At 73.2% G+C, this 20,942-nt stretch carries 2 protein-coding genes and 1 pseudogene; 2 read left to right on the top strand and 1 reads right to left on the bottom strand.

What is annotated here, in order from left to right:
- Window positions 1-19,518 (top strand): non-ribosomal peptide synthase/polyketide synthase, encoded by a 19,518-nt coding sequence (locus ACZ7CH_RS38755; RefSeq protein ID WP_470376220.1) that lies wholly within the window; start codon window positions 1-3, stop codon window positions 19,516-19,518.
- Entirely contained in the window at window positions 19,515-20,729 is a 1,215-nt protein-coding gene (locus ACZ7CH_RS38750; RefSeq protein WP_470376219.1) for an MFS transporter, read from the top strand. The genes ACZ7CH_RS38755 and ACZ7CH_RS38750 overlap by 4 nt, the downstream gene beginning before the upstream one ends.
- 17 nt (window positions 20,730-20,746) lie before the next feature.
- On the opposite strand, the pseudogene ACZ7CH_RS38745 reads toward ACZ7CH_RS38750, so the two are convergent.
- Window positions 20,747-20,920 (bottom strand): annotated as a pseudogene (locus ACZ7CH_RS38745) (Lsr2 dimerization domain-containing protein); the annotation flags it as partial.
- Window positions 20,921-20,942 lie beyond the last annotated feature (22 nt).

Raw genomic sequence — 20,942 nt, 5'->3', positions numbered from 1 at the left:
ATGTCGTCGTCGATCGAGGACCGCATCGCCGCGCTGCCCCCGCACCTGCGGGAGCAGATGCGCCGCCGCCTCTCCGGCCGCTCGCAGCAGGCCGACGCCATCAGACCGGCCGACCGGACCCAGCCGCTGCCGCTGTCGTTCCCGCAGCAGCGCCTGTGGTTCCTCGACCGCTTCCAGCCCGGCGGTTCCGGCTACAACAGCGCGCTGGCGCTGCGCCTGACCGGACAGCTCGACGTGGCCGCGCTGACCGCGGCGCTCACCGGTCTGGTGGCGCGGCACGAGTCGTTGCGCACGACGCTCGACGAGGTCGACGGGGTCGGTGTGCAGGTCGTGCACCCGCCGTTCGACCTCGCCCTGCCCGTGGCCGAGCCGGCCGGCGACCTGGACGAGCTGCTGGTCGAGGAGTACTCCCGCCCGTTCGACCTGCGGCGCGGACCGCTGGTGCGGGCGGTGCTGGTGCGGCAGGCACCGGACGAGCACGTGCTGCTGGTCACCGCGCACCACGTCGTCACCGACGGCTGGTCGATGGGCGTGCTCACCGAGGAGCTGGGCGAGCTGTACGGCGCGGCCGTGGCCGGACGGGACGCCGTGCTGCCCGCGTTGCCGCTGCAGTACGCCGACTTCGCGGCCTGGCAACGGGAGCGGCTCTCCGGTGAGGCGCTGCGCGGCCAGGTCGAGCACTGGACGCGGCGGCTCAGCGGCACCACCCCGCTGGAGCTGCCCACCGACCGGCCGCGACCGGCGGTGCGCACCACGAACGGCGCGGTGCAGGCGTTCACCGTGCCGGCCGCGACCACCGCAGCGTTGCGGGCGCTCGCCCAGGAGCGCGGCACGATCCTGTTCTCCGTGCTGATGGCCGGGTGCCAGGCTCTGCTGGCCCGCTACGCCGGGCAGGACGACGTGGCCGTGGGCACCGTGACCACCGGCCGCGGCCGCCCCGGTCTGGAGCGGCTGGTCGGGTTCTTCGTCAACACCGTCGTGCTGCGGTCCACAGTGGACTCACGTGCCACGTTCGCCGAGTTCCTGGACCAGGTCAAGGACAACGTCAAGGAGGCGTACGCCCACGACGAGGTGCCGCTGGAGCACGTGGTCGACGCACTGCGCACCGACCGCGACGTCAGCCGCAACCCGCTGTTCGACGTGATGGTGCTCCTGCAGAACGCCGAACGCACCCCGCCGCGGCTGCCCGGCCTGGCGGTCGAGCAGGTCGGGTTGTCCCGCCGTGCCGCCATCTTCGACCTGACCATCGAGTTCCAGGAGCGCGCCGGCCTGCTCGACGGCGTGGTCGAGTACAACACCGACCTGTTCGACGCCGCCACGGTCGCCCGCTTCTGCGACCACCTCGTGCGGCTGCTCGACGGCCTGGCGAGCGACCCGCACCGGCCGCTGGGCGAGCTGCCGTGGCTGTCGGACGCCGAACGCGACCAGGTGCTGACCGGCTGGAACGACGCCTCCCGCGCACCGGTCGACGCCACGATCCCCGGCCTGTTCGCCGAGCAGGTGCGCCGGACGCCGGACGCACCCGCCGTGCTCTCCGACGACGAGGTCCTCACCTACGCCGAGCTGGACGCGCGGGCCAACGCGCTCGCTCAGGAGCTGATCGACCTCGGTGTGCGGCCGGAGGACCCGGTGGGGCTGCTCGTGGAGCGGTCGGCCGACCTGGTCGTGGCCGAGCTGGCGATCGTGAAGGCCGGCGCGGCGTACGTCCCGCTCGACGGTCGTGCACCGGCCGAACGGACCCGGCGGGTCATCGCCGACTCCGGGATCGCGGTCGTGCTCACCGATGCGCGCAACCGGGACGCGGTCGCGTCCGTCCACACCGTACTGCTCGACGGCGAGCGGACCGGCGCCGCCGATCCCGCTGTCGCGGTGCACCCGGACCAGCTCGCGTACGTCATGCACACCTCCGGCTCCACCGGCGTGCCCAAGGGTGTCGCCGTGCGGCACCGCGACGTCGTGGCGCTGGCGCTGGACTCCCGGTTCGCGGGCGGTGCGCACGACCGGGTGCTGCTGCACTCGCCGTCGGCGTTCGACGCCTCGACCTACGAGCTGTGGGTCCCGCTGTTGCGCGGCGGCCAGGTCGTGGTGGCACGGCCGGGTGACGTCGACGCCGACGTGATCAGGGCCGCCGCCGGTCGCGGTGTGACCGCGATCTGGCTGACCGCCGGACTGTTCCGGCTCGTCGCCCAGGAGGCACCGGACGCGTTCGCCGGGCTGCGGGAGGTGTGGACCGGCGGTGACGTCGTGCCCGCCGCGGCCGTGCGCGGGGTGCTCGAAGCGTGCCCCGGCCTGACCGTGGTCGACGGCTACGGCCCGACCGAGACCACGACGTTCGCCACGTCGTTCCCCATGACCGACACCGTGCCCGACGTCATCCCCATCGGCCGGCCGCTGGACGGCATGGCCGTCTACGTGCTCGACGAAGGCCTGCGCCCGGTTCCCGTCGGCGTGCCGGGGGAGCTGTTCCTCGCGGGCGCCGGCGTGGCCCGCGGCTACCTCGGCCAGCCCGGCCTGACCGCCGAGCGGTTCGTGCCCGACCCGTTCGGCCCGCCCGGCTCCCGCATGTACCGCACCGGTGACATCGGCCGGTGGCGTGCGCAGGGCGTGGTCGAGTTCGTCGGCCGCACCGACGACCAGGTCAAGATCCGCGGCTTCCGCGTCGAGACCGGCGAGATCGACGCCCTGCTCGTGCGCCACCCCGGCATCTCCCAGTCGATCACCGTCGCCCGCACCGACGACGGCCGCAAGCAGCTGGTCGCCTACCTCGTGGCCGACGCCGCCCCGGCGCACGCCGAGCTGCGCACGTGGCTCACCCGCGAGCTGCCCGACTACATGGTCCCCTCGGCGTTCGTGGTGCTGGACGCGCTCCCGTTGAGCGGCAACGGCAAGGTCGACCGCCGCGCCCTGCCCGCACCCGAGGCCCGCACCGCAGCCGACCGCCACGTCGAGCCCACCACGCCGGTGGAACGGGAGCTGGCGCGCGTCTGGGCCGAGGTGCTGCGCGTCGACCGCGTGGGCATCGAGGACAACTTCTTCGAGCTCGGCGGCGACTCCATCCTCAGCATCCAGCTCGTCGCCCGCGCCCGCCGGGCCGGTCTGCGGTTGTCGTCCAAGGACGTCTTCCTGCACCCCACCGTCGCCGGGCTGGCCGCGACCGCGACCGCGGTGGCCGACACGGTGGCGGACGCGGTGGTGTCCGGACCCGCGCCGCTGACGCCGATCCAGGAGTGGTTCTTCGACACCGCTCCCGCGAGCCCGCACCACTTCACCATGTCCACGCACGTGGAGCTGGCACCCGAGGTGGACGAACGGGCGCTGGCCACCGCCGTGGACGCCGTGGTGGCGCACCACGACGCCCTGCGGGCCCGCTTCCGCCGCGACGACGCCGGTCAGCCCTGCAACGCCCAGCCCGACGCCACTCAGCCCGGCAACGCGAACGCCGCTCCCGGGACCGCCCGCTGGGTCCAGGACCTCGCCCCCACTCCGCCGACCGGCGTCCTCCAGGTGCTGACCGGCCTCGACGACCACGCCTGCGACGAGGCCGCACTCGCCGCCCAGTCGAGCCTGGACCTCACCGAAGGCCCCCTGCTGCGGGCCGTCCTGTTCCGCCTCGCCGACGGCCGCTGCCGCCTCTTCCTGACCGTGCACCACCTCGTCGTGGACGGCGTGTCCTGGCGCGTGCTGCTCGCCGACCTCGACACCGCCTATCAGCAGCTCGTCCGCGGCGAACCCGTCGCGCTGGAGCCCGTGCCCACCGCGTTCGCCACCTGGGCCCGCCGCCTCACCGACCGGGTGCGCGCCGGTGAGCTGGACGCCGACCTCGACCACTGGACCGGCTTCGCCGCCTCCGCCCCCGCCGAGCTCCCACTGGACCACGACGGCGACCCCGCCGAGGACGTCCGGTCGGTCACCGTGCGGCTCAGCCCCGCCGACACCGACGCGCTGCTGCACCAGGTGCCCGGCGTCTACCGCACCCAGGTCAACGACGTGCTGCTCAGCGCGCTCGGCCGCGCGCTGGCCGGGTGGACCGGCCACGACCGCGTGCTCATCGGACTGGAGGGCCACGGCCGCGAGGACGTGCCCGACGACCTCGACATCTCCCGCACCGTCGGCTGGTTCACCAGCCAGTTCCCGCTGGCTCTGCACGTCCCGGCCGGTGGCTGGGGCGGTGTGCTCAAGTCGGTCAAGGAACAGGTCCGCGCACTGCCGCGCCGCGGCCAGAGCTACGCCGCGCTGCGCTACCTGGCCGCCCCCGGCTCGCCGGCCGCGGCGCTGCGCGACGACCCGCACCCGTTGATCAGCTTCAACTACCACGGCCAGTGGGACGTCGCGGCCGACGCCGACGGGCTCGTCCGGGCCCGCTGCGCCCCGCTCGGCCGCGACAGCGCCCCCGGCAACGCCCGCGCGTACCTGATCGACGTCGTCGGGCTGGTCGAGAACGGCCGGCTCGAGCTCACCTGGCTGTACTCCGGGCAGGTGCACGACGAGTCGACCGTGCGGGGCGTCGCCGACGCGATGGTGCGCGGGCTGGCGGAGATCGTGGCGCACTGCGCCGAGCCGGGTGCCGGTGGCCGCACGCCGTCGGACTTCCCGCTGGCACACCTGGACCAGGTCGCGGTGGACCGGCTGGTCGGGACCGGTGCCGAGGTCGAGGACGTCTACCCGCTGACGCCGTTGCAGGAGGGGATGCTCTTCCACGGCCTGGCCGACCCGTCGTCCACGGCCTACTTCGACCAGGTGCGCCTGCGGCTGACCGGCGTCACCGACGAACAGGCCCTCGCCACCGCGTGGCAGCGCGTCGTCGACCGCACGCCGGTGCTGCGCGGTGCGCTGGTCTGGGAGGGCGTCGAGCGGCCCGTGCAGGTGATCCGCTCGCACGTCGACCTGCCGACCGCGCACCACCACTGGCGCTCACTGTCCGAACAGGACCGCGCACGCGAGCTGGAAGCACTGGCGGCACAGGACCTCGACCTGCGCCGGGCACCGCTGATGCGGATCGACCTGGCCCGGTTGCCCGGCGACGAGGTGCTGCTGGTCTGGACGTTCCACCACGTGCTGCTGGACGGCTGGAGCCTCGCCCAGGTGTTCGCCGAGGTGTGCGAGCAGTACCGGGCGATCACCGCGGGCAGCGCACCGGAGGTCGTCTCGCGGCGGCCGTTCCGCGACTACCTGCGGTGGCTGGACGCCCAGGACCGGTCCGAGGCCGAACGCCACTGGCGTGCCGTGCTGGCGGGCTTCTCCGCACCCACCGCCCTGCCCTACGACCGGCCGCCCGCCCGCGACCACGCCACCGAGTCCTCCACGGCGGTGCCCGTCGCGCTCACCGCCGAGCAGACCGACCGGCTGCGCCACACCGCCCGCCGCCACGGCCTCACGGTCAACACCGTCGTGCAGGGCGCGTGGGCGTTGCTGCTGGCGCGCTACAGCGGTGAGTCCGACGTCGTGTTCGGCACGACTGTCTCCGGCCGCCCCGGCGAGCTGCCCGGTGTGGAGCAGATGATCGGCCTGTTCATCAACACCGTGCCGGCCCGGGTGTCCGTGCGCCCCGACGCCGAGGTCGCGACCTGGCTCGCGGAGGTGCAGGCCGCGCAGACCGAGTCGCGGCGGTTCGACTTCGTGTCGCTGGCCGACCTGCGGTCGTGGAGCGACGTTCCGGCGGGGTCGGCGTTGTTCGACAGCGCCGTGGTGTTCGAGAACTACCCGCTCAACGACGTCACCGAGGTCGGCGGCATCCGCGCGACCGAGGTGCAGGCGCGGGACACGACGACCTTCGCGCTCACCCTCAGCGCCGTCCTCGACGACCGGCTGCGCCTGGACCTCGCCTACGACCCGCACCTGTTCGACGCCGACACGGCCCGGCGCCTCGCCGACCGCCTGCTCCTGGTCGTCGACGCCATCGCCGCCGACTCCGCGCGACCGGTGGCGGACCTGCCGCTGATGACCGGCGAAGAACGCCACCAGGTCCTCACCGAGTGGAACGCGACCACCCGTGACGTGCCGGAGAAGTCGGTCGTCGAGGTGTTCGAAAGTCAAGCCAGGACCACGCCGGACGCCACCGCACTGGTGGTGGGGGAGCGGTCGCTGTCGTTCGCGGAGCTGAACGCGTGGGCGAACCGGGTGGCGCGCGCTTTCGTCGCCGCCGGTGTGGGGCCGGAGCGCGTGGTGGCGTTGTCGCTGCCGCGGTCGGTGGAGTTCGTGGTGGCGCTGCTGGCGATCTGGAAGGCCGGTGGCGTGTACCTGCCGGTCGACCCGACGCTGCCCGCCGACCGCGTGGAGTTCCTGCTGCAGGACGCTGATCCGGTGCTCGTGGTGCGCGACGCGCTGCCCGAGGCCGACCGCTCGGACGACCTCGCACCGGTGGGACCCGAGCACGCGGCGTACGTGATCTACACGTCCGGCTCGACCGGGCGCCCCAAGGGCGTGGTGGTCGAACACCGCAGCCTGGTGAACCTCCTGGTGAACCACCGCGAGGACTTCGCCGCCGGCAAGCGGTTGCGGGTGGCGCTGTCGGCGGTCTTCTCGTTCGACACGTCGCTGGAAGGCATCGTGCTGATGGCCGACGGCCACGAGCTGCACGTCCTCGACGACGACACCCGGCTCGACCCGCCCGCCCTCGTCCGGTACGTGACCGGCCACCGGATCGACTTCCTCGACCTGACCCCGTCCTACGCACGGCAACTGGTCGAAGCAGGCCTGCTCGACGGCGAACACCGTCCGCAGGTGCTGATGCTGGGCGGAGAGGCGATCGGCGAGGACCTGTGGCGGCGCCTCGCGGACGCCCAGGGCACCGCGAGCTACAACTTCTACGGCCCGACCGAGTCCACGGTGGACGCGCTGTCCGCCAGGGTCAGCGGGCACGGGCGCCCGGTCGTGGGACGTCCGCTGCTCAACACCCGCGCCCACGTCCTGGACGACGACCTGCGCCCGGTGCCCGTCGGCGTGCCGGGAGAGCTGTTCCTGGCCGGGGTGCAGGTCGCCCGCGGCTACCTCGACCGGCCGGGGCTCACCGCGGACCGGTTCCTCGCCGACCCGTTCGGCGGTCCGGGGGAGCGGATGTACCGCACCGGCGACCGCGTCCGGTGGCTCGCCGACGGCACCCTCGACTACCTCGGCCGCACCGACGACCAGGTGAAGATCCGCGGTTTCCGGATCGAGCCCGGCGAGGTCGAGGCCGTGCTGTCCCGGCACCCCGACGTCCGCGAGGCCGTCGTCATCGCCCGGCAGGACCACGGCCACCAACGGCTCGTCGCCTACGTCACCGGCGCCGCGACCGACCTGCGCACGTGGCTGGCCGAGCGGCTACCCGACTACCTGGTGCCCTCGGCGTTCGTCGAGCTCGACTCGATCCCCCTCAACGCCAACGGCAAGGTCGACCGCCGCGCCCTGCCCGCACCCGACTTCACCGAGGCCCGCACCGAGCACGTCGCACCGCGCACGGACGTCGAACGCGACGTGGCCGACATCTGGTCCGAGGTGCTGGGCGTGCCCGGCATCGGCGTGCGGGACAACTTCTTCGAGCTCGGCGGCGACTCCATCCTCAGCATCCGGGTGATCTCCCGGCTGCGGGCCGCGTTCGACGTGGAGATGTCGCCGCGGGCCCTGTTCAGCCACCCGACTGTCGCGGGGATCGCCGCGCTGGTCGCGGAGTCGGCGCAGGCGCGGCTGGCCGAGATCCCCGTGGTGCCGCGCGACGGCGGTCTGCCGTTGTCGTTCGCGCAGCAGCGGCTGTGGTTCCTCGATGAGTTCGAACCCGGCGGCGTCGAGTACCTGTCGCCGTCGATCCTGCGGCTGCGCGGACCCCTGGACGTCGGCGCGCTGGCCGCGGCGCTCACCGCGCTGGTCGCGCGGCACGAGTCGTTGCGCACCACGTTCGAGACGGTCGACGGGCGCGGTGTGCAGGTCGTGCACCCGCCCCAGCCCGTCGAGGTGCCGGTGGTCGACGTGACCGAGGACGAGCTGGCCGACGTGCTGACCCGCGAGACGACCACGCCGCTGGACCTGCGGCACGGCCCGCTGGTGCGGGTGCTGCTCGCGCGGCTCGGTGCGGACGACCACGTGCTCTCCCTGGTGCTGCACCACATCGTCACCGACGGCTGGTCCAACGGCGTGCTGCTCGGCGAGCTGGGCGCCTGCTACGAGGCCGCGACGTGCGGCCGGGACGCGAAGCTGCCCGACCTGCCCGTGCAGTACGCCGACTTCGCGGTGTGGCAGCGCACCGCCGCGACCGAGGAGGTGTTGCGGGAGCACCTGGCGCACTGGCGGCACGCGCTCGACGGCGTGCGGCCGCTGGAACTGCCCACCGACCGGCCCCGCCCCGCCGTTCGCGGCAAGCAGGGCGCGCTGGTGCACTTCCAGGTGCCCACCGAGGTCACCGAACGGCTCAGGGCGCTGGCCCGCGAGCACGACGGCACGCTGTTCATGGCACTGGTCGCCGCCTGCCAGGCGGTGTTCGCCCGGTGGTCGGGGCAACGCGACGTCGCCGTCGGCACCGTCGTCTCCGGCCGCGACCGCACCGAGCTGGAGGGCCTGGTCGGGTTCTTCGTCAACACGCTGGTGCTGCGCAGCGACGTGGACCCGCGCCAGGGCTTCGGGCAGCTGCTCGGCCAGGTGCGGGAGACCGTCCTGGACGCCTTCGCCCACCAGGACGTGCCGTTCGAACGGGTCGTGGACGAGGTCCACCCCGTGCGCGACCCCAGCCGCACCCCGCTGTTCCAGGCGATGGTCGTGCTGCAGAACACCGGCGGCGACGAACCGCGCCTGCCCGGCCTGCGCGTCGAGGAGCTGCCGCCGCCGTCGGTCGCGGCCGGTTTCGACGTGTCGTTCCAGTTCCAGGAGGTCGACGGCCGGCTGGAGGCGGTGCTCACCTACGACACCGCGCTGTTCGACACCTCCACGGCCGAACGGCTCGTCGCGCACGTCGGCGTGCTGCTCGACGGCGCGACCGCCGAACCCGGCCTCCCCGTGGCCGACCTGCCGCTGCTCACCGACGACGAGCTGCTCGACGTGCTGGAGCGGTGGAACGACACCGGCACCGCCGGCCCGGCACCGGCCTACCACGAGGTCTTCCAGGACCGCGCCGTCCGCACCCCGGACGCGACCGCGCTGGTCGACGGCCTCCGGTCGTGGACCTTCGCCGAGCTCAACGCCGACGCCAACCGGATCGCCCACCACCTGATCGCCGCGGGCGTCGGGCCGGAGTCCGTGGTGGCACTGGCGCTGCCCCGCTCCGCCGAGCTGGTGCTCGCGATCCTCGCCGTGCTCAAGGCCGGTGGCGCGTACCTGCCGGTCGACCCCGAGCACCCCGCGGAGCGCATCGCGTTCGTGCTCGACGACGCCCGGCCCGTGCTCGTGGTGGCCGGGACCGACATCGGCGGCGACCTGCCGCACGTGCGGCTCGACGACCCCGCCGTGGCCGCGCGCCCCGCGACCGACCCCACCGACGCCGACCGCACGGCACCGCTGCGCCCGGAGCACGCCGCGTACGTCATCTACACCTCCGGCTCCACCGGCCGCCCCAAGGGCGTCGTCGTCGAGCACCGCAACCTCGCCGCGCTCGTCGCCGACCACCACGCCCGCCTGCTGCCCCAGGACGGCACGGTGCTGCGCGGCATCGCCACCGCCGCCTACACCTTCGACGCCTCCTGGGAGGGCCTGCTCCTGCTCGCCGGCGGCCACGAGCTGCACCTGCTCGACGACGACGTCCGGCTCGACCCGCGGGCCGTCGTCGAGCACATCGCCCTGCACGGCATCGACTTCCTCAGCTGCACCCCGTCCTACCTGCACCAGCTCCTGCCGGAAGGCGTGCTCGAACGGCCGCTGCTGCTCGCACTGGGCGGTGAGGCCATCAGCGAACCGCTGTGGCGCGCGCTGGCCGAGGCCGACGGCGTCACCGCGGTCAACCTCTACGGCCCCACCGAGTGCACGGTCGACTCGGTCTGGACGGAGGTCACCGACCGCGACCGGCCGGTGATCGGCACGCCGGGGCAGGGCCTGCGCGCCTACGTTCTCGACGACGGGCTGCGCCCCCAGCCGGTCGGCGTGCCCGGTGAGCTGCACCTGGCCGGTGACCAGGTGACCCGCGGCTACCTGCACCGGCCCGGCCTGACCGCGGACCGGTTCGTCGCCGACCCGTTCGGGCCGCCCGGCAGCCGGATGTACCGCACCGGCGACCTGGTCCGCTGGACCGCCGACGGCGTGCTGGAGTACCGCGGCCGCGCCGACGACCAGGTCAAGATCCGCGGCTACCGCGTCGAACCCGGCGAGGTCGAGGCCGCACTGGCCGGCCTGCCCGGCGTGGCGGAGGCCGTGGTCGTGGCCCAGGAGTTCGAACCCGGCACCCACCGACTCGTCGGCTACGTCGTCGGTGCGGCCGACGCGGACTCGCTGCGCGCGCAGCTGAAGCGGCAGCTGCCCGACCACCTGGTGCCCTCGTTGTTCGTGCTGCTCGACGAGCTGCCCACCACCGACAGCGGCAAGGTCGACCGCCGCGCCCTGCCCGCCCCCGACGCCGCGGGCTCGCAGGACCACGTGGCACCGCGCACCACCGTGGAACGGGAGCTGGCCCGGGTCTGGGCCGAGGCGCTGCACGTGGAGCGCGTCGGCGTGCACGACAACTTCTTCGGCCTCGGCGGCGACTCGATCCTGAGCATCCAGGTCGTGTCCAAGGCCCGCCAGGCCGGCCTGGAGCTGGTCACCAAGGACCTGTTCACCCACCAGACCATCGCCGAGCTGGCGACCGTCGTCCGCACGAGCGGGCAGAAGACCGCGCTCCCGGAGATCGCCGGCCCGGCGCCGCTCACGCCGATCCAGCGCTGGTACCTCGACTCCCGCGGCGATGCCCCGCACCACTTCACCATGTCCGCGCACCTGGAGCTGACCGACGACGCCGACACCGGCGCGCTGGCACGAGCCCTGACCGCGGTCGTGGCGCACCACGAGGGTCTGCGCACCCGCTTCACCCGCGTGGACGGCGAGTGGGTCCAGGACGCGGCCGACACCGTGGTCGAGCTGGAGGGCCACGACGTGTCCACAGTGGAGGAAGAAGCGCTCGTCACGGCCGCCCAGGCCGGACTGGACATCGAGCACGGTCCGGTCGTGCGCGCGTTGTTGTTCTCCGGCAAGCGGTTGAGCCTGGTGGTCCACCACCTCGTCATGGACGGCGTGTCCTGGCGGATCGTGCTCGGCGACCTGGAGACCGCGTACCGCCAAGCGCTTGCGGGACAGCGGATCGCCCTCGACCCGGTCGGCACCCGGTTCACCCAGTGGGCGCACCGGCTGGCCGAGCACGTGCGGTCGGGTGCGTTCGACGGCGAGCTGCCGCACTGGACCGCCGCGCTCGACGTGCCCGGTGACGTGCCGGTGGACCGCGACGGCCCCAACACCGCGGGCTCCACGCGCGTGGTGTCGGTGCGGCTGGACCGCGAGCACACCGACGCCCTGCTGCACCGCGTCCCGGACGTCTACCGCACGCAGGTCAACGACGTGCTGCTCAGCGCGCTCGGCCGGGCGTTGTCGGCGTGGACCGGACGGGACCGCGTCGCCGTGACGATGGAGGGCCACGGCCGCGAGGACGTCCTCGACGGCGCCGACATCTCCCGCACGGTCGGCTGGTTCACCACGCAGTACCCGGTCGCGCTCACCGTGCCCGCCGGCGACTGGGGTGCCGCCCTCAAGTCGGTCAAGGAACAGCTGCGGGCCGTGCCCGGCCGCGGCTTCGGGTTCGAGGCGCTGCGCCAGCTCCGCGCGAGCTCCCTGGCCGGATCGGCGTTGCCGCCGGTCAGCTTCAACTACCACGGCCGGTTCGACGTGGCGGCTGCCGGGGAAGGTCTGGTCCGCGGCCGGCTGGAGGACAGGGGAGCCGACGCGGCCGCCGACAGCACCCGGCCGTTCCAGCTCGACGTCGTCGGCGGTGTCGAGGACGGCGAACTGGTGCTGTCCTGGTTCTACTCCGAGCACCTGCACGACGAGTCGACCGTGCGGACCGTGGCCGAGGCCGTGGTGCACGGGCTGGCGGAGATCGTCGAGCACTGCGCCGAGCCGGGTGCCGGTGGCCGCACGCCGTCGGACTTCCCGCTGGCACGACTCGACCAGGCGGCGGTGGACCGGCTGGTCGGCACCGGCGCCGAGGTGGAGGATGTCTACCCGCTGACGCCGTTGCAGACCGGGATGCTGTTCCACACGCTCGTGGACGACACCTCGACGGCGTACTCGAACCGGTTCCGGCTGCGGCTGTCCGGGGTGACCGACCCGGACGCGCTGGCCGAGGCCTGCCGCCGGGTCGTGGACCGCACACCGGTGCTGCGCGGCGGCGTGGTGTGGGAGGGCGTCGAAACCCCCGTGCAGGTCGTGCGGCACCGGGTCGACGTGCCGATCACCGTGCACGACTGGCGCCACCTGCCCGTCGAGGAGCACGACACCGCGGTCGGCGGCGAGGAGCTCGACCTCACCACGCCACCGTTGCTGCGCCTGGCCATCGCACGGCTCACCGACGACGAGGTCGTGCTGTTCTGGACCGCCCACCACGTCCTGCTCGACGGGTGGAGCTTCGCGCAGGTGCTGGCCGAGGTGTGCGAGCAGTACACCGCCCTCGCCCGCGGAGCGGAACCCGAGCTCCCGCCGCGCCGGCCGTTCCGCGACTACCTGCGGTGGCTGGCCGACCAGGACACCGCCGCGGCCGAACAGCACTGGCGGCAGGTCCTCGCCGGCGTCGAGTCACCAACCCCGTTGCCCTACGACCGGTCACCCGTCCAAGCCCACCGCGCCGAGTCCAGCGCGTCCGTCCACGTCGAACTGGACGCCGACCGGTCGGCCGCGCTGAACCGGGTCGCCCGCGCCGCCGGCCTGACCGCCAACACGGTGGTGCAGGGCGCGTGGGCGTTGCTGCTGGCGCGCTACAGTGGTGAGCCCGACGTCGTGTTCGGCACCACGGTCTCGGGACGTCCGGCGGAACTGCCGGGCATCGGGTCCATGGTGGGCATGTTCATCAACACCGTTCCCACCCGCGTCCAGGTCGACCCGGCCGCCGCGGTGCTGCCGTGGCTGCGGGACGTGCAGGCCGCGCAGACCGAGTCGCGGCGGTTCGACTTCGTGTCGCTGGCCGACCTGCGGTCGTGGAGCGACGTGCCCGCCGGTTCGGCGTTGTTCGACAGCGCCGTGGTGTTCGAGAACTACCCGATCGACGAGCTGCTCGACGACGCCCAGGTCGTGCGGGTGCTGGAGGTCGAGGGCGCCGACACGACCAGCTTCCCGCTGGCCCTCAGCGCCAACCTCGGCGACCGGCTGCGCCTGGAGCTGGACTACGACCCGCGTCTCTTCGACACCGGCACCGTCGAACGCCTCGCCGCGCGGCTCGCGTCGGTGCTGGAAGGCATCGCGGCCGACCCGCACCGGTCGCTCGGCGAGCTGCCGCTGATGACCGGCGACGAGCGGCACCAGGTGCTCGTGGAGTGGAACGCCACGGCCGGTGAGGTGACCGCGGCCTCGGTGGTCGAGGTGTTCGAGGACCAGGTGCGTGCCACCCCGGACGCCACCGCACTGGTCGTCGGCGACCGGTCGCTGTCGTTCGCGGAGCTGAACGCGTGGGCGAACCGGGTGGCCCGAGCCTTCGCGGCCTCGGGTGTCGGCCCGGAGCGGCTGGTGGCGTTGTCGTTGCCGCGGTCCGTGGAGTTCGTGGTCGCGCTGCTGGCGATCTGGAAGGCCGGTGGTGTGTACCTGCCGGTCGACCCGTCGCTGCCGGCGGACCGGGTGGAGTTCCTGGTGCAGGACGCCGATCCGGTGCTCGTGGTGCGCGACGCGCTGCCCGACGCCGACGACCAGGACACCTCGAACCTGGCACCGGTGCGCCGCGACCACGCCGCCTACGTCATCTACACCTCCGGCTCCTCCGGCCGCCCCAAGGGCGTGGTGGTCGAGCACGGCAGCCTGGTGAACCTGCTGGTGAACCACCGCGAGGACTTCGCCGCCGGCAAGCGGTTGCGGGTGGCGTTGTCGGCGGTGTTCTCGTTCGACACGTCGCTCGAAGGCATCGTGCTGATGGCGGACGGCCACGAGCTGCACGTCCTGGACGAGGACGTGCGACTCGACCCGCCCGCACTGGTGCGGTACGTCGTGGACCAGCGCATCGGCTTCCTGGACCTCACGCCGTCCTACGCCCGCCAGCTGCTGGAGGCCGGCCTGCTCGACGGTGAGCACCGCCCGCAGGTGCTGATGCTGGGCGGAGAGGCGATCGGCGACGACCTGTGGCGGCGGCTGGCCGACGTCCCCGGGGTCGCGAGCTACAACTTCTACGGCCCGACCGAGTCCACTGTGGACGCGCTGTCCTGCCGGATCACGACCGGCGCTCCGGTCGCGGTCGGCCGGCCGTTGCGCAACGTGCGCGCCTACGTGCTGGACGAGCAGCTGCGGCCGGTGCCCGTCGGCGTGCCGGGAGAGCTGTTCCTGGCCGGCGACCAGCTCGCCCGCGGCTACCTCGGCCGGCCCGGCCTGACCGCGGACCGGTTCCTCGCCGACCCGTTCGGCGAGCCGGGGGAGCGGATGTACAGCACCGGTGACCGGGCGCGGTGGCTGCCCGACGGCACCCTGGACTACCTCGGCCGCACCGACGACCAGGTCAAGATCCGCGGCCACCGGGTCGAACCCGGCGAGGTCGAGGCCGTGCTGTCCCAGCACCCCGGCGTGCGCGAAGCCGTGGTGGTCGCCCGTGCGGTCGACGGGCACCAACGGCTCGTCGCCTACGTCACCGGCGCCGCGACCGACCTGCGCACGTGGCTGGCCGAGCGGCTGCCCGACTACCTGGTGCCCTCCGCGTTCGTCGAGCTCGACTCGATCCCCCTCAACGCCAACGGCAAGGTCGACCGCCGCGCCCTGCCCGCACCGGACCTCCAGGCCGCCGCCTCGGCGTACCGCGCCCCGCGCACCCCGGCCGAGGAACACGTCTGCCGCATCTGGGCCGACGTGCTGGGCGTGCCGCGGGTCGGGCTCGACGACAACTTCTTCGAGCTCGGCGGCGACTCCATCCTCAGCATCCGGGTCGTGTCCCGGCTGCGCGCCGAGCTCGACGCACCGGTGTCGCCGCGGGTGCTCTTCACCTCGCCCACCGTCGCCCGGCTGGTCGAGGAGATCGGAGCCGGGACGGGTGCGGCCGAGGACGTCATCCCGCGGACGCCGCGCAACGGCGCGTTGCCGCTGTCGTTCGCGCAGCAGCGGCTGTGGTTCCTCGACCAGTTCGAACCGGAGAGCACCGACTACCTGTCGCCGTCGATCCTGCGGCTGCGCGGTCACCTCGACGTCGGCGCGCTGAACAGGGCGCTGACCGCGTTGGTGGCGCGGCACGAGTCGTTGCGCACCACCTTCGACGGCGTGGACGGCCACGGCGTCCAGGTCGTGCACCCGCCGCACGTCGTCGAGGTGCCGGTGCTCGACGTCCCGGACAACCTCGACGAGGTGCTCGCCCGCGAGTGCACCCGGCCGTTCGACCTCTCCCGCGGCCCGCTGCTGCGCCCGCTGCTGCTGCGCGTCGCCGACGACGACCACGTGCTCCTGCTGCTGGCGCACCACATCGTGACCGACGGCTGGTCCAACGGCGTGCTGACCAGCGAGCTCAACCACCTCTACCGCGGCGGCACGCTGCCCGACCTGCCGATCCAGTACGCGGACTACGCGGCCTGGCAGCGCGACCGGCTCACCGGGGCGTTGCTGGACGAGCAGCTCGCGTTCTGGCGGGACCGGCTCGCCGGCGTCCCCCCGCTGGAGCTGCCGACCGACCGGCCCCGCCCGGCGGAGCGCACGAACCACGGCGCGGTGCACCTGTTCAGCCTGCCCGTCGAGGTCGCCGACAAGCTCAAGGCGCTTGCGCGGCACCAGGACGGCACCCTGTTCATGGCGCTGGTCGCCGCGTGCCAGGTGCTGTTCGCCCGCTGGTCGCGGCAGGACGACATCGCGGTCGGCACGGTGGCCTCCGGCCGCGACCGCGCCGAGCTGGAGGGCCTCGTCGGGTTCTTCGTCAACACGCTGGTGCTGCGCTCCACAGTGGACGGCGCGACCACGTTCCGCGAGTTCCTCGGACAGGTCCGCGGTGGTGTGCTGGACGCGTTCGCCCACCAGGACGTGCCGTTCGAGCGCGTGGTCGACGAGCTGCGGCCCGAGCGCGACACCAGCCGCACCCCGCTGTTCCAGGCGATGGTGATCCTGCAGAACACCCCCGACGCCGCACCGGACCTGCCCGGTCTGCAGGTTGAAGACCTGCCGCTGCCCGTGGTGGCGGCCAACTTCGACCTCACCTGGGAGTTCCAGGAGGACTCCGACGCCCTGCACGCGGCGGTCAACTACAACACCGACCTGTTCGACCTCGCGACCGTCGAGCGGATGGCCGGGCACCTGCGCGTGCTGCTGACCGCCGCCGTCGCCGACCCCGACCGGCCGCTGTCCGACCTGCCGCTGATGGACGAGGACGAGCAGCGGGCCGTGCTGCACGAGTGGAACGACACGGCCCACGCCGTGCCGGACGCCACCATCACGGAGCTGTTCGAGGCCCAGGTGGTGCGGACGCCGGAGGCCACCGCGGTGGTGGACGGCGGCGAGACGTGGACGTACGCGCAGCTCAACGCCCGTGCCAACCGGGTGGCGCACGGTCTGATCGCGCAGGGCGTCGGCCCCGGCCGGTACGTCGCGATCTCCCTGCCGCGCTCCGCCGACCTGCTCGTGGCCGTGCTGGCGGTGCTCAAGGCGGGCGCCGCGTACGTGCCGGTCGAGCCCGACCAGCCCGCGGACCGGGTCGCGTTCGTGCTCGACGACGCCCGGCCCGTCCTGGTGCTCGACGACCGGGACCTCCTGCGCGCCGACGGCAGGGACGACAACCCCCGTGACCACGACCGGATCGCACCACTGTCCACTCGGGACCCCGCGTACGTGATCTACACGTCCGGGTCGACCGGCCGGCCCAAGGGGGTCGTCGTCGAGCACCGGTCGGTGGTCGACTACCTCGTCTGGGCCACCGAGGTCTACGGCGGCCTGCGCGGTGCGGCGGTGCTGCACTCACCGGTCTCGTTCGACCTCACCGTCACGACGCTGTTCGGCCCGCTGCTCGCCGGCGGCCGCATCGTCGTGAGCGACCTGGAGGAGGACGCGGCGCAGGTGGAGCAGGCGGCGTTCCTCAAGGCCACGCCCAGCCACCTGGCCCTGCTCGGCACGGTGCCGGCGCAGCTGTCGCCGACCGGTGACCTCGTCGTCGGCGGCGAGCAGCTCGTCGGCGCGGTCGTGGACGAGTGGCGGCGTGCGCACCCGACGGCCGTGGTGATCAACGAGTACGGCCCCACCGAGGCGACCGTCGGCTGCATGGAGCACCGCGTCGAACCCGGCGCGCCACTGGACCCCGGACCCGTGCCGATCGGCCACGCGGCCTGGAACACCCGCCTCTACGTGGTGGACGACCAGCTGCGGCCGGTGCCGCTCGGCGTGCCCGGTGAGCTGTGCATCGCGGGCGACGGCCTCGCCAGGGGCTACCTCAACCGGCCCGGTCTCACCGCGGCCGCGTTCGTGGCGTGCCCGTTCGGCGCGCCGGGGGAGCGGATGTACCGCTCCGGCGACCTGGTCCGCAGGCGCGCCGACGGCGTGGTCGAGTACCTGGGCCGCATCGACGACCAGGTCAAGATCCGCGGCCACCGCGTGGAACCGGGCGAGGTCGAGTCCGCGCTCCTGCACCACCCGCTCGTCACCGAGGCCGCCGTCATCGCCGCCGACACCGGCCAGGGTCACGCCCGCCTGGTCGCGTACCACGTCGCCGGTGGCGAGGTGGGGTCGGCGGAGCTGCGCGCGTTCCTCACGGACCGCCTGCCCGCCTACATGGTGCCGTCCGCGTTCGTGGCGCTGCCCGTCCTGCCGGTGACGCCCAACGGCAAGCTCGACAAGGCGGCACTGCCCGCGCCCGAACCGATCACCGACACGACCGCGCACGTCGCACCGCGCACACCGGTGGAGACCACGCTCGCCGAGGTGTGGGCGGACGTGCTGGGCGCCGACCGGGTCGGGGTGCGGGACAACTTCTTCGAGCTGGGCGGTGACTCCATCCTGGTGATCCAGGTGGTGTCCCGCGCGCGGAAGGCAGGACTCGCCCTGACCACCAAGTCGTTGTTCCGCAACCAGACCATCGAGGCGCTGGCGCCGTTCGTCACCGAGATCGACACCGCGCCGGCGAACACCGCCGAGGTCGTCGGCGACGTCCCGCTCACCCCGATCCAGCGCTGGTTCTTCGAGACGCACACGCTCGCGCCACACCACTACGCCCAGTCCATGCTGCTGGAGCTCACCCCGGACGTGGCCGAGGACGCGTTGGAGAAGGGACTCGCGGCCGTGGTGGCGCACCACGACGCGCTGCGCATGCGCTTCGAGCACGTCGACGGCGAATGGCGCCAGCACAACGCCCCCGTGCAGCACGGCACCGTGCTGGAACGCCGCGACCTCAGCTCCACCGCCGAGCCGGAACGCCAGGCGCACCTGGAGAAGATCGCCGACGAGGCGCACGCGAGCTTCGACCTCGCCACGGGCCCGCTGTACCGGGTCGTGCTGTTCCACGCCGACGACATGCCCTCACCACTGCTGTTCCTGACCGTGCACCACCTCGTGGTCGACGGCGTGTCCTGGCGCATCCTGCTCGACGACCTCGACACCGCCTACCGGCAGGCCGTCCGCGGCGAGGACGTGGACCTGGGTGCGAAGTCGACGTCGTTCCGCGACTGGGCGAACGGCTTGGCGCAGCACGTCGCCGACGGCGCGCTCGACCACGAGCTCGACCACTGGGAGGCGGCACTCGACGCGGCACCGCTGCCCGTCGACCACGACGAGCCCACACCCGGCACACCGCCGGGCGAGGTGCACGTGGTCCTCGACGCCGCGGACACCGACGCGTTGCTGCACGACGCCCCCACGGCCTACCGCACCAGGATCAACGACGTCCTGCTCGCCGCACTGGCCCGCGCGCTGTCGCGGTTCACCGGCGAACAGACCGTGTCGCTGGACATGGAGGGCCACGGCCGCGAGGACGTTCTGGGCGCCGACCTGTCCCGCACGGTCGGCTGGTTCACCACCCTCTACCCGGTCCGCCTGACACTGCCGGGCGAGGACGCGTCGTGGCGCGACGTGGTCAAGGCGGTCCGCAGGCAGCTGCGCACGGTGCCGGGCAACGGTTTCGGCTTCGGCGCGCTGAAAAACCTGGGAGCAGGGGACCGTCTCGCCGGTCAGGGTCCGCAGGTGGTGTTCAACTACCTCGGCCAGTCCGGCAGCACCGCGGACCAGGCCGACGGCGGTCTGTTCCGGACCGTCCTCGACGCGATCGGGCAGGACAGCTCCCCGGCCGACCGCGGACCGCACCTGCTGGAGATCGTCGGCGGTGTCGCGGGCGGCGAGCTCCGCTTCACCTGGCACCACCAACCCGACCGGCACGACGAGACCACCGTGCGCCGCGTCGCGGAGGACTTCCTCGAAGCCCTGCGCGGCATCGCCGCCGACTGCCGGAGCACCCGATGACCACGTCCCTGTCGCGCAACCGCAACTACCGGCTCCTCTGGGTCGGCCAGGCGCTTTCCGAGGCGGGGGCGAGCGCGTCGGTCATCGCGCTGCCCCTGCTCGTCCTGACCCTCACCGACTCGGCGGCGACCTCCGGCTTCGTCCTCGGCGCCTCCGCCGCGGCCCAGCTCGTCGTCGGCCTGCCCGCGGGGGCACTGGTCGACCGCTGGAACCGCAGAACGGTGATGCTGATCTGCGAGGCCGTGCAGGCCCTCGCCGTGGCGTTCCTGGTCGCCGCCCTGTGGTGGCAGGCGGTCGGCGTCGAACACGTCGTGCTGGTGGTGATCGTGCTCGGCGTCTGCCGCGCACTGTCAGAACCGGCCGAGGACGCCGTGCTGCCCGCCATCGTGGCCGAACGCCACCTCTCCGACGCCGTCGCGATGAACACCGCCCGCGGCTACCTCGGCCAGCTCTCCGGCACCGCGCTGGGCGGCGTGCTGTTCGGCCTGGGCCGCTGGCTCCCGTTCGCGGTGGAGGCGGTGACCCACGTGGCCACGTTCCTGGCGCTGCTGTTCGTCCGCGTCCCGCCACGTCAACGGGAACCCGCACCCCTGGGCCGGTTCCACCGCGAGGTCGCCGAGGGCCTGCGCTGGGTGTGGACCCAGCCGGTGGTGCGCGTGGTGGCGTTCTGCGCGGTGGGCCTCAACCTGTTCTTCCAGGCGTTCTACCTGCTGATGATCGCCATCGCCCACCAGGAGGGCGTGCCCGCGGGCCAGATCGGCCTCATGGGCGCGATGCTCGGCGTCGGCGGCATCCTCGGCGCCCTGGTGGCCCCGCGGCTGCACCGCACCCTGCGCCCGCACCGCGCCATCGTCGGCGTGTTCTGGGTGATCACCGCCCTGATCCCGGTCGCGCTGTTCCTCGACCCCGGCCTGCCCATGGGCGTGCTGTTCGCGGCCGCCGCGTTCCTGGCCCCCACCGCCAACACCACCATCACCACCTACCAGCTGCTGCTCACGCCCGACGAGCTGCGCGGCAGGCTCAGCAGCGTGATGGGCGTGGCACTGGGCGTCGCGGCGATCGCCGGCCCCGCGGTCGGCGGCCTGCTCGTGGACTTCCTGACACCGACGCAGGCCATTCTCACGTGCACGGTGGGCACGGCATTGTTGACCGTCTTCGCGACGACGAACCGAACGCTGCGCCGGTTCTCCCAGGAGGAAAGCGCGAAATAGCTCGCTCACCGACTTTTTCGACGTGCCTTTGTGACGTACTCCCGCAGCAACGCACGCAGCGTGTCGGCGTTGTAGCCGTTCAGATCGATCAAGTAGGTGACGCCGTCGAGGCCGAACTGCACGGTCTCGATGTCGTCCGCGGTGGTGCCGTCCAGGTCGTCGGTCAGCTGGACGAGGAATTCATGCGCCATTCATCGGCTCGCAATGTTCGAC

The organism is Lentzea sp. NPDC037011, from assembly GCF_055607425.1.
This window is presented reverse-complemented; position numbering and strand designations above follow the sequence as displayed.

Bases quoted from the DNA above. Each gene is read 5' to 3' on its own strand.
- ACZ7CH_RS38755 (WP_470376220.1), top strand. From the start codon at position 1: ATGTCGTCGTCGATCGAGGACCGCATCGCCGCGCTGCCCCCGCACCTG.
- ACZ7CH_RS38750 (WP_470376219.1), top strand. From the start codon at position 19,515: ATGACCACGTCCCTGTCGCGCAACCGCAACTACCGGCTCCTCTGGGTC.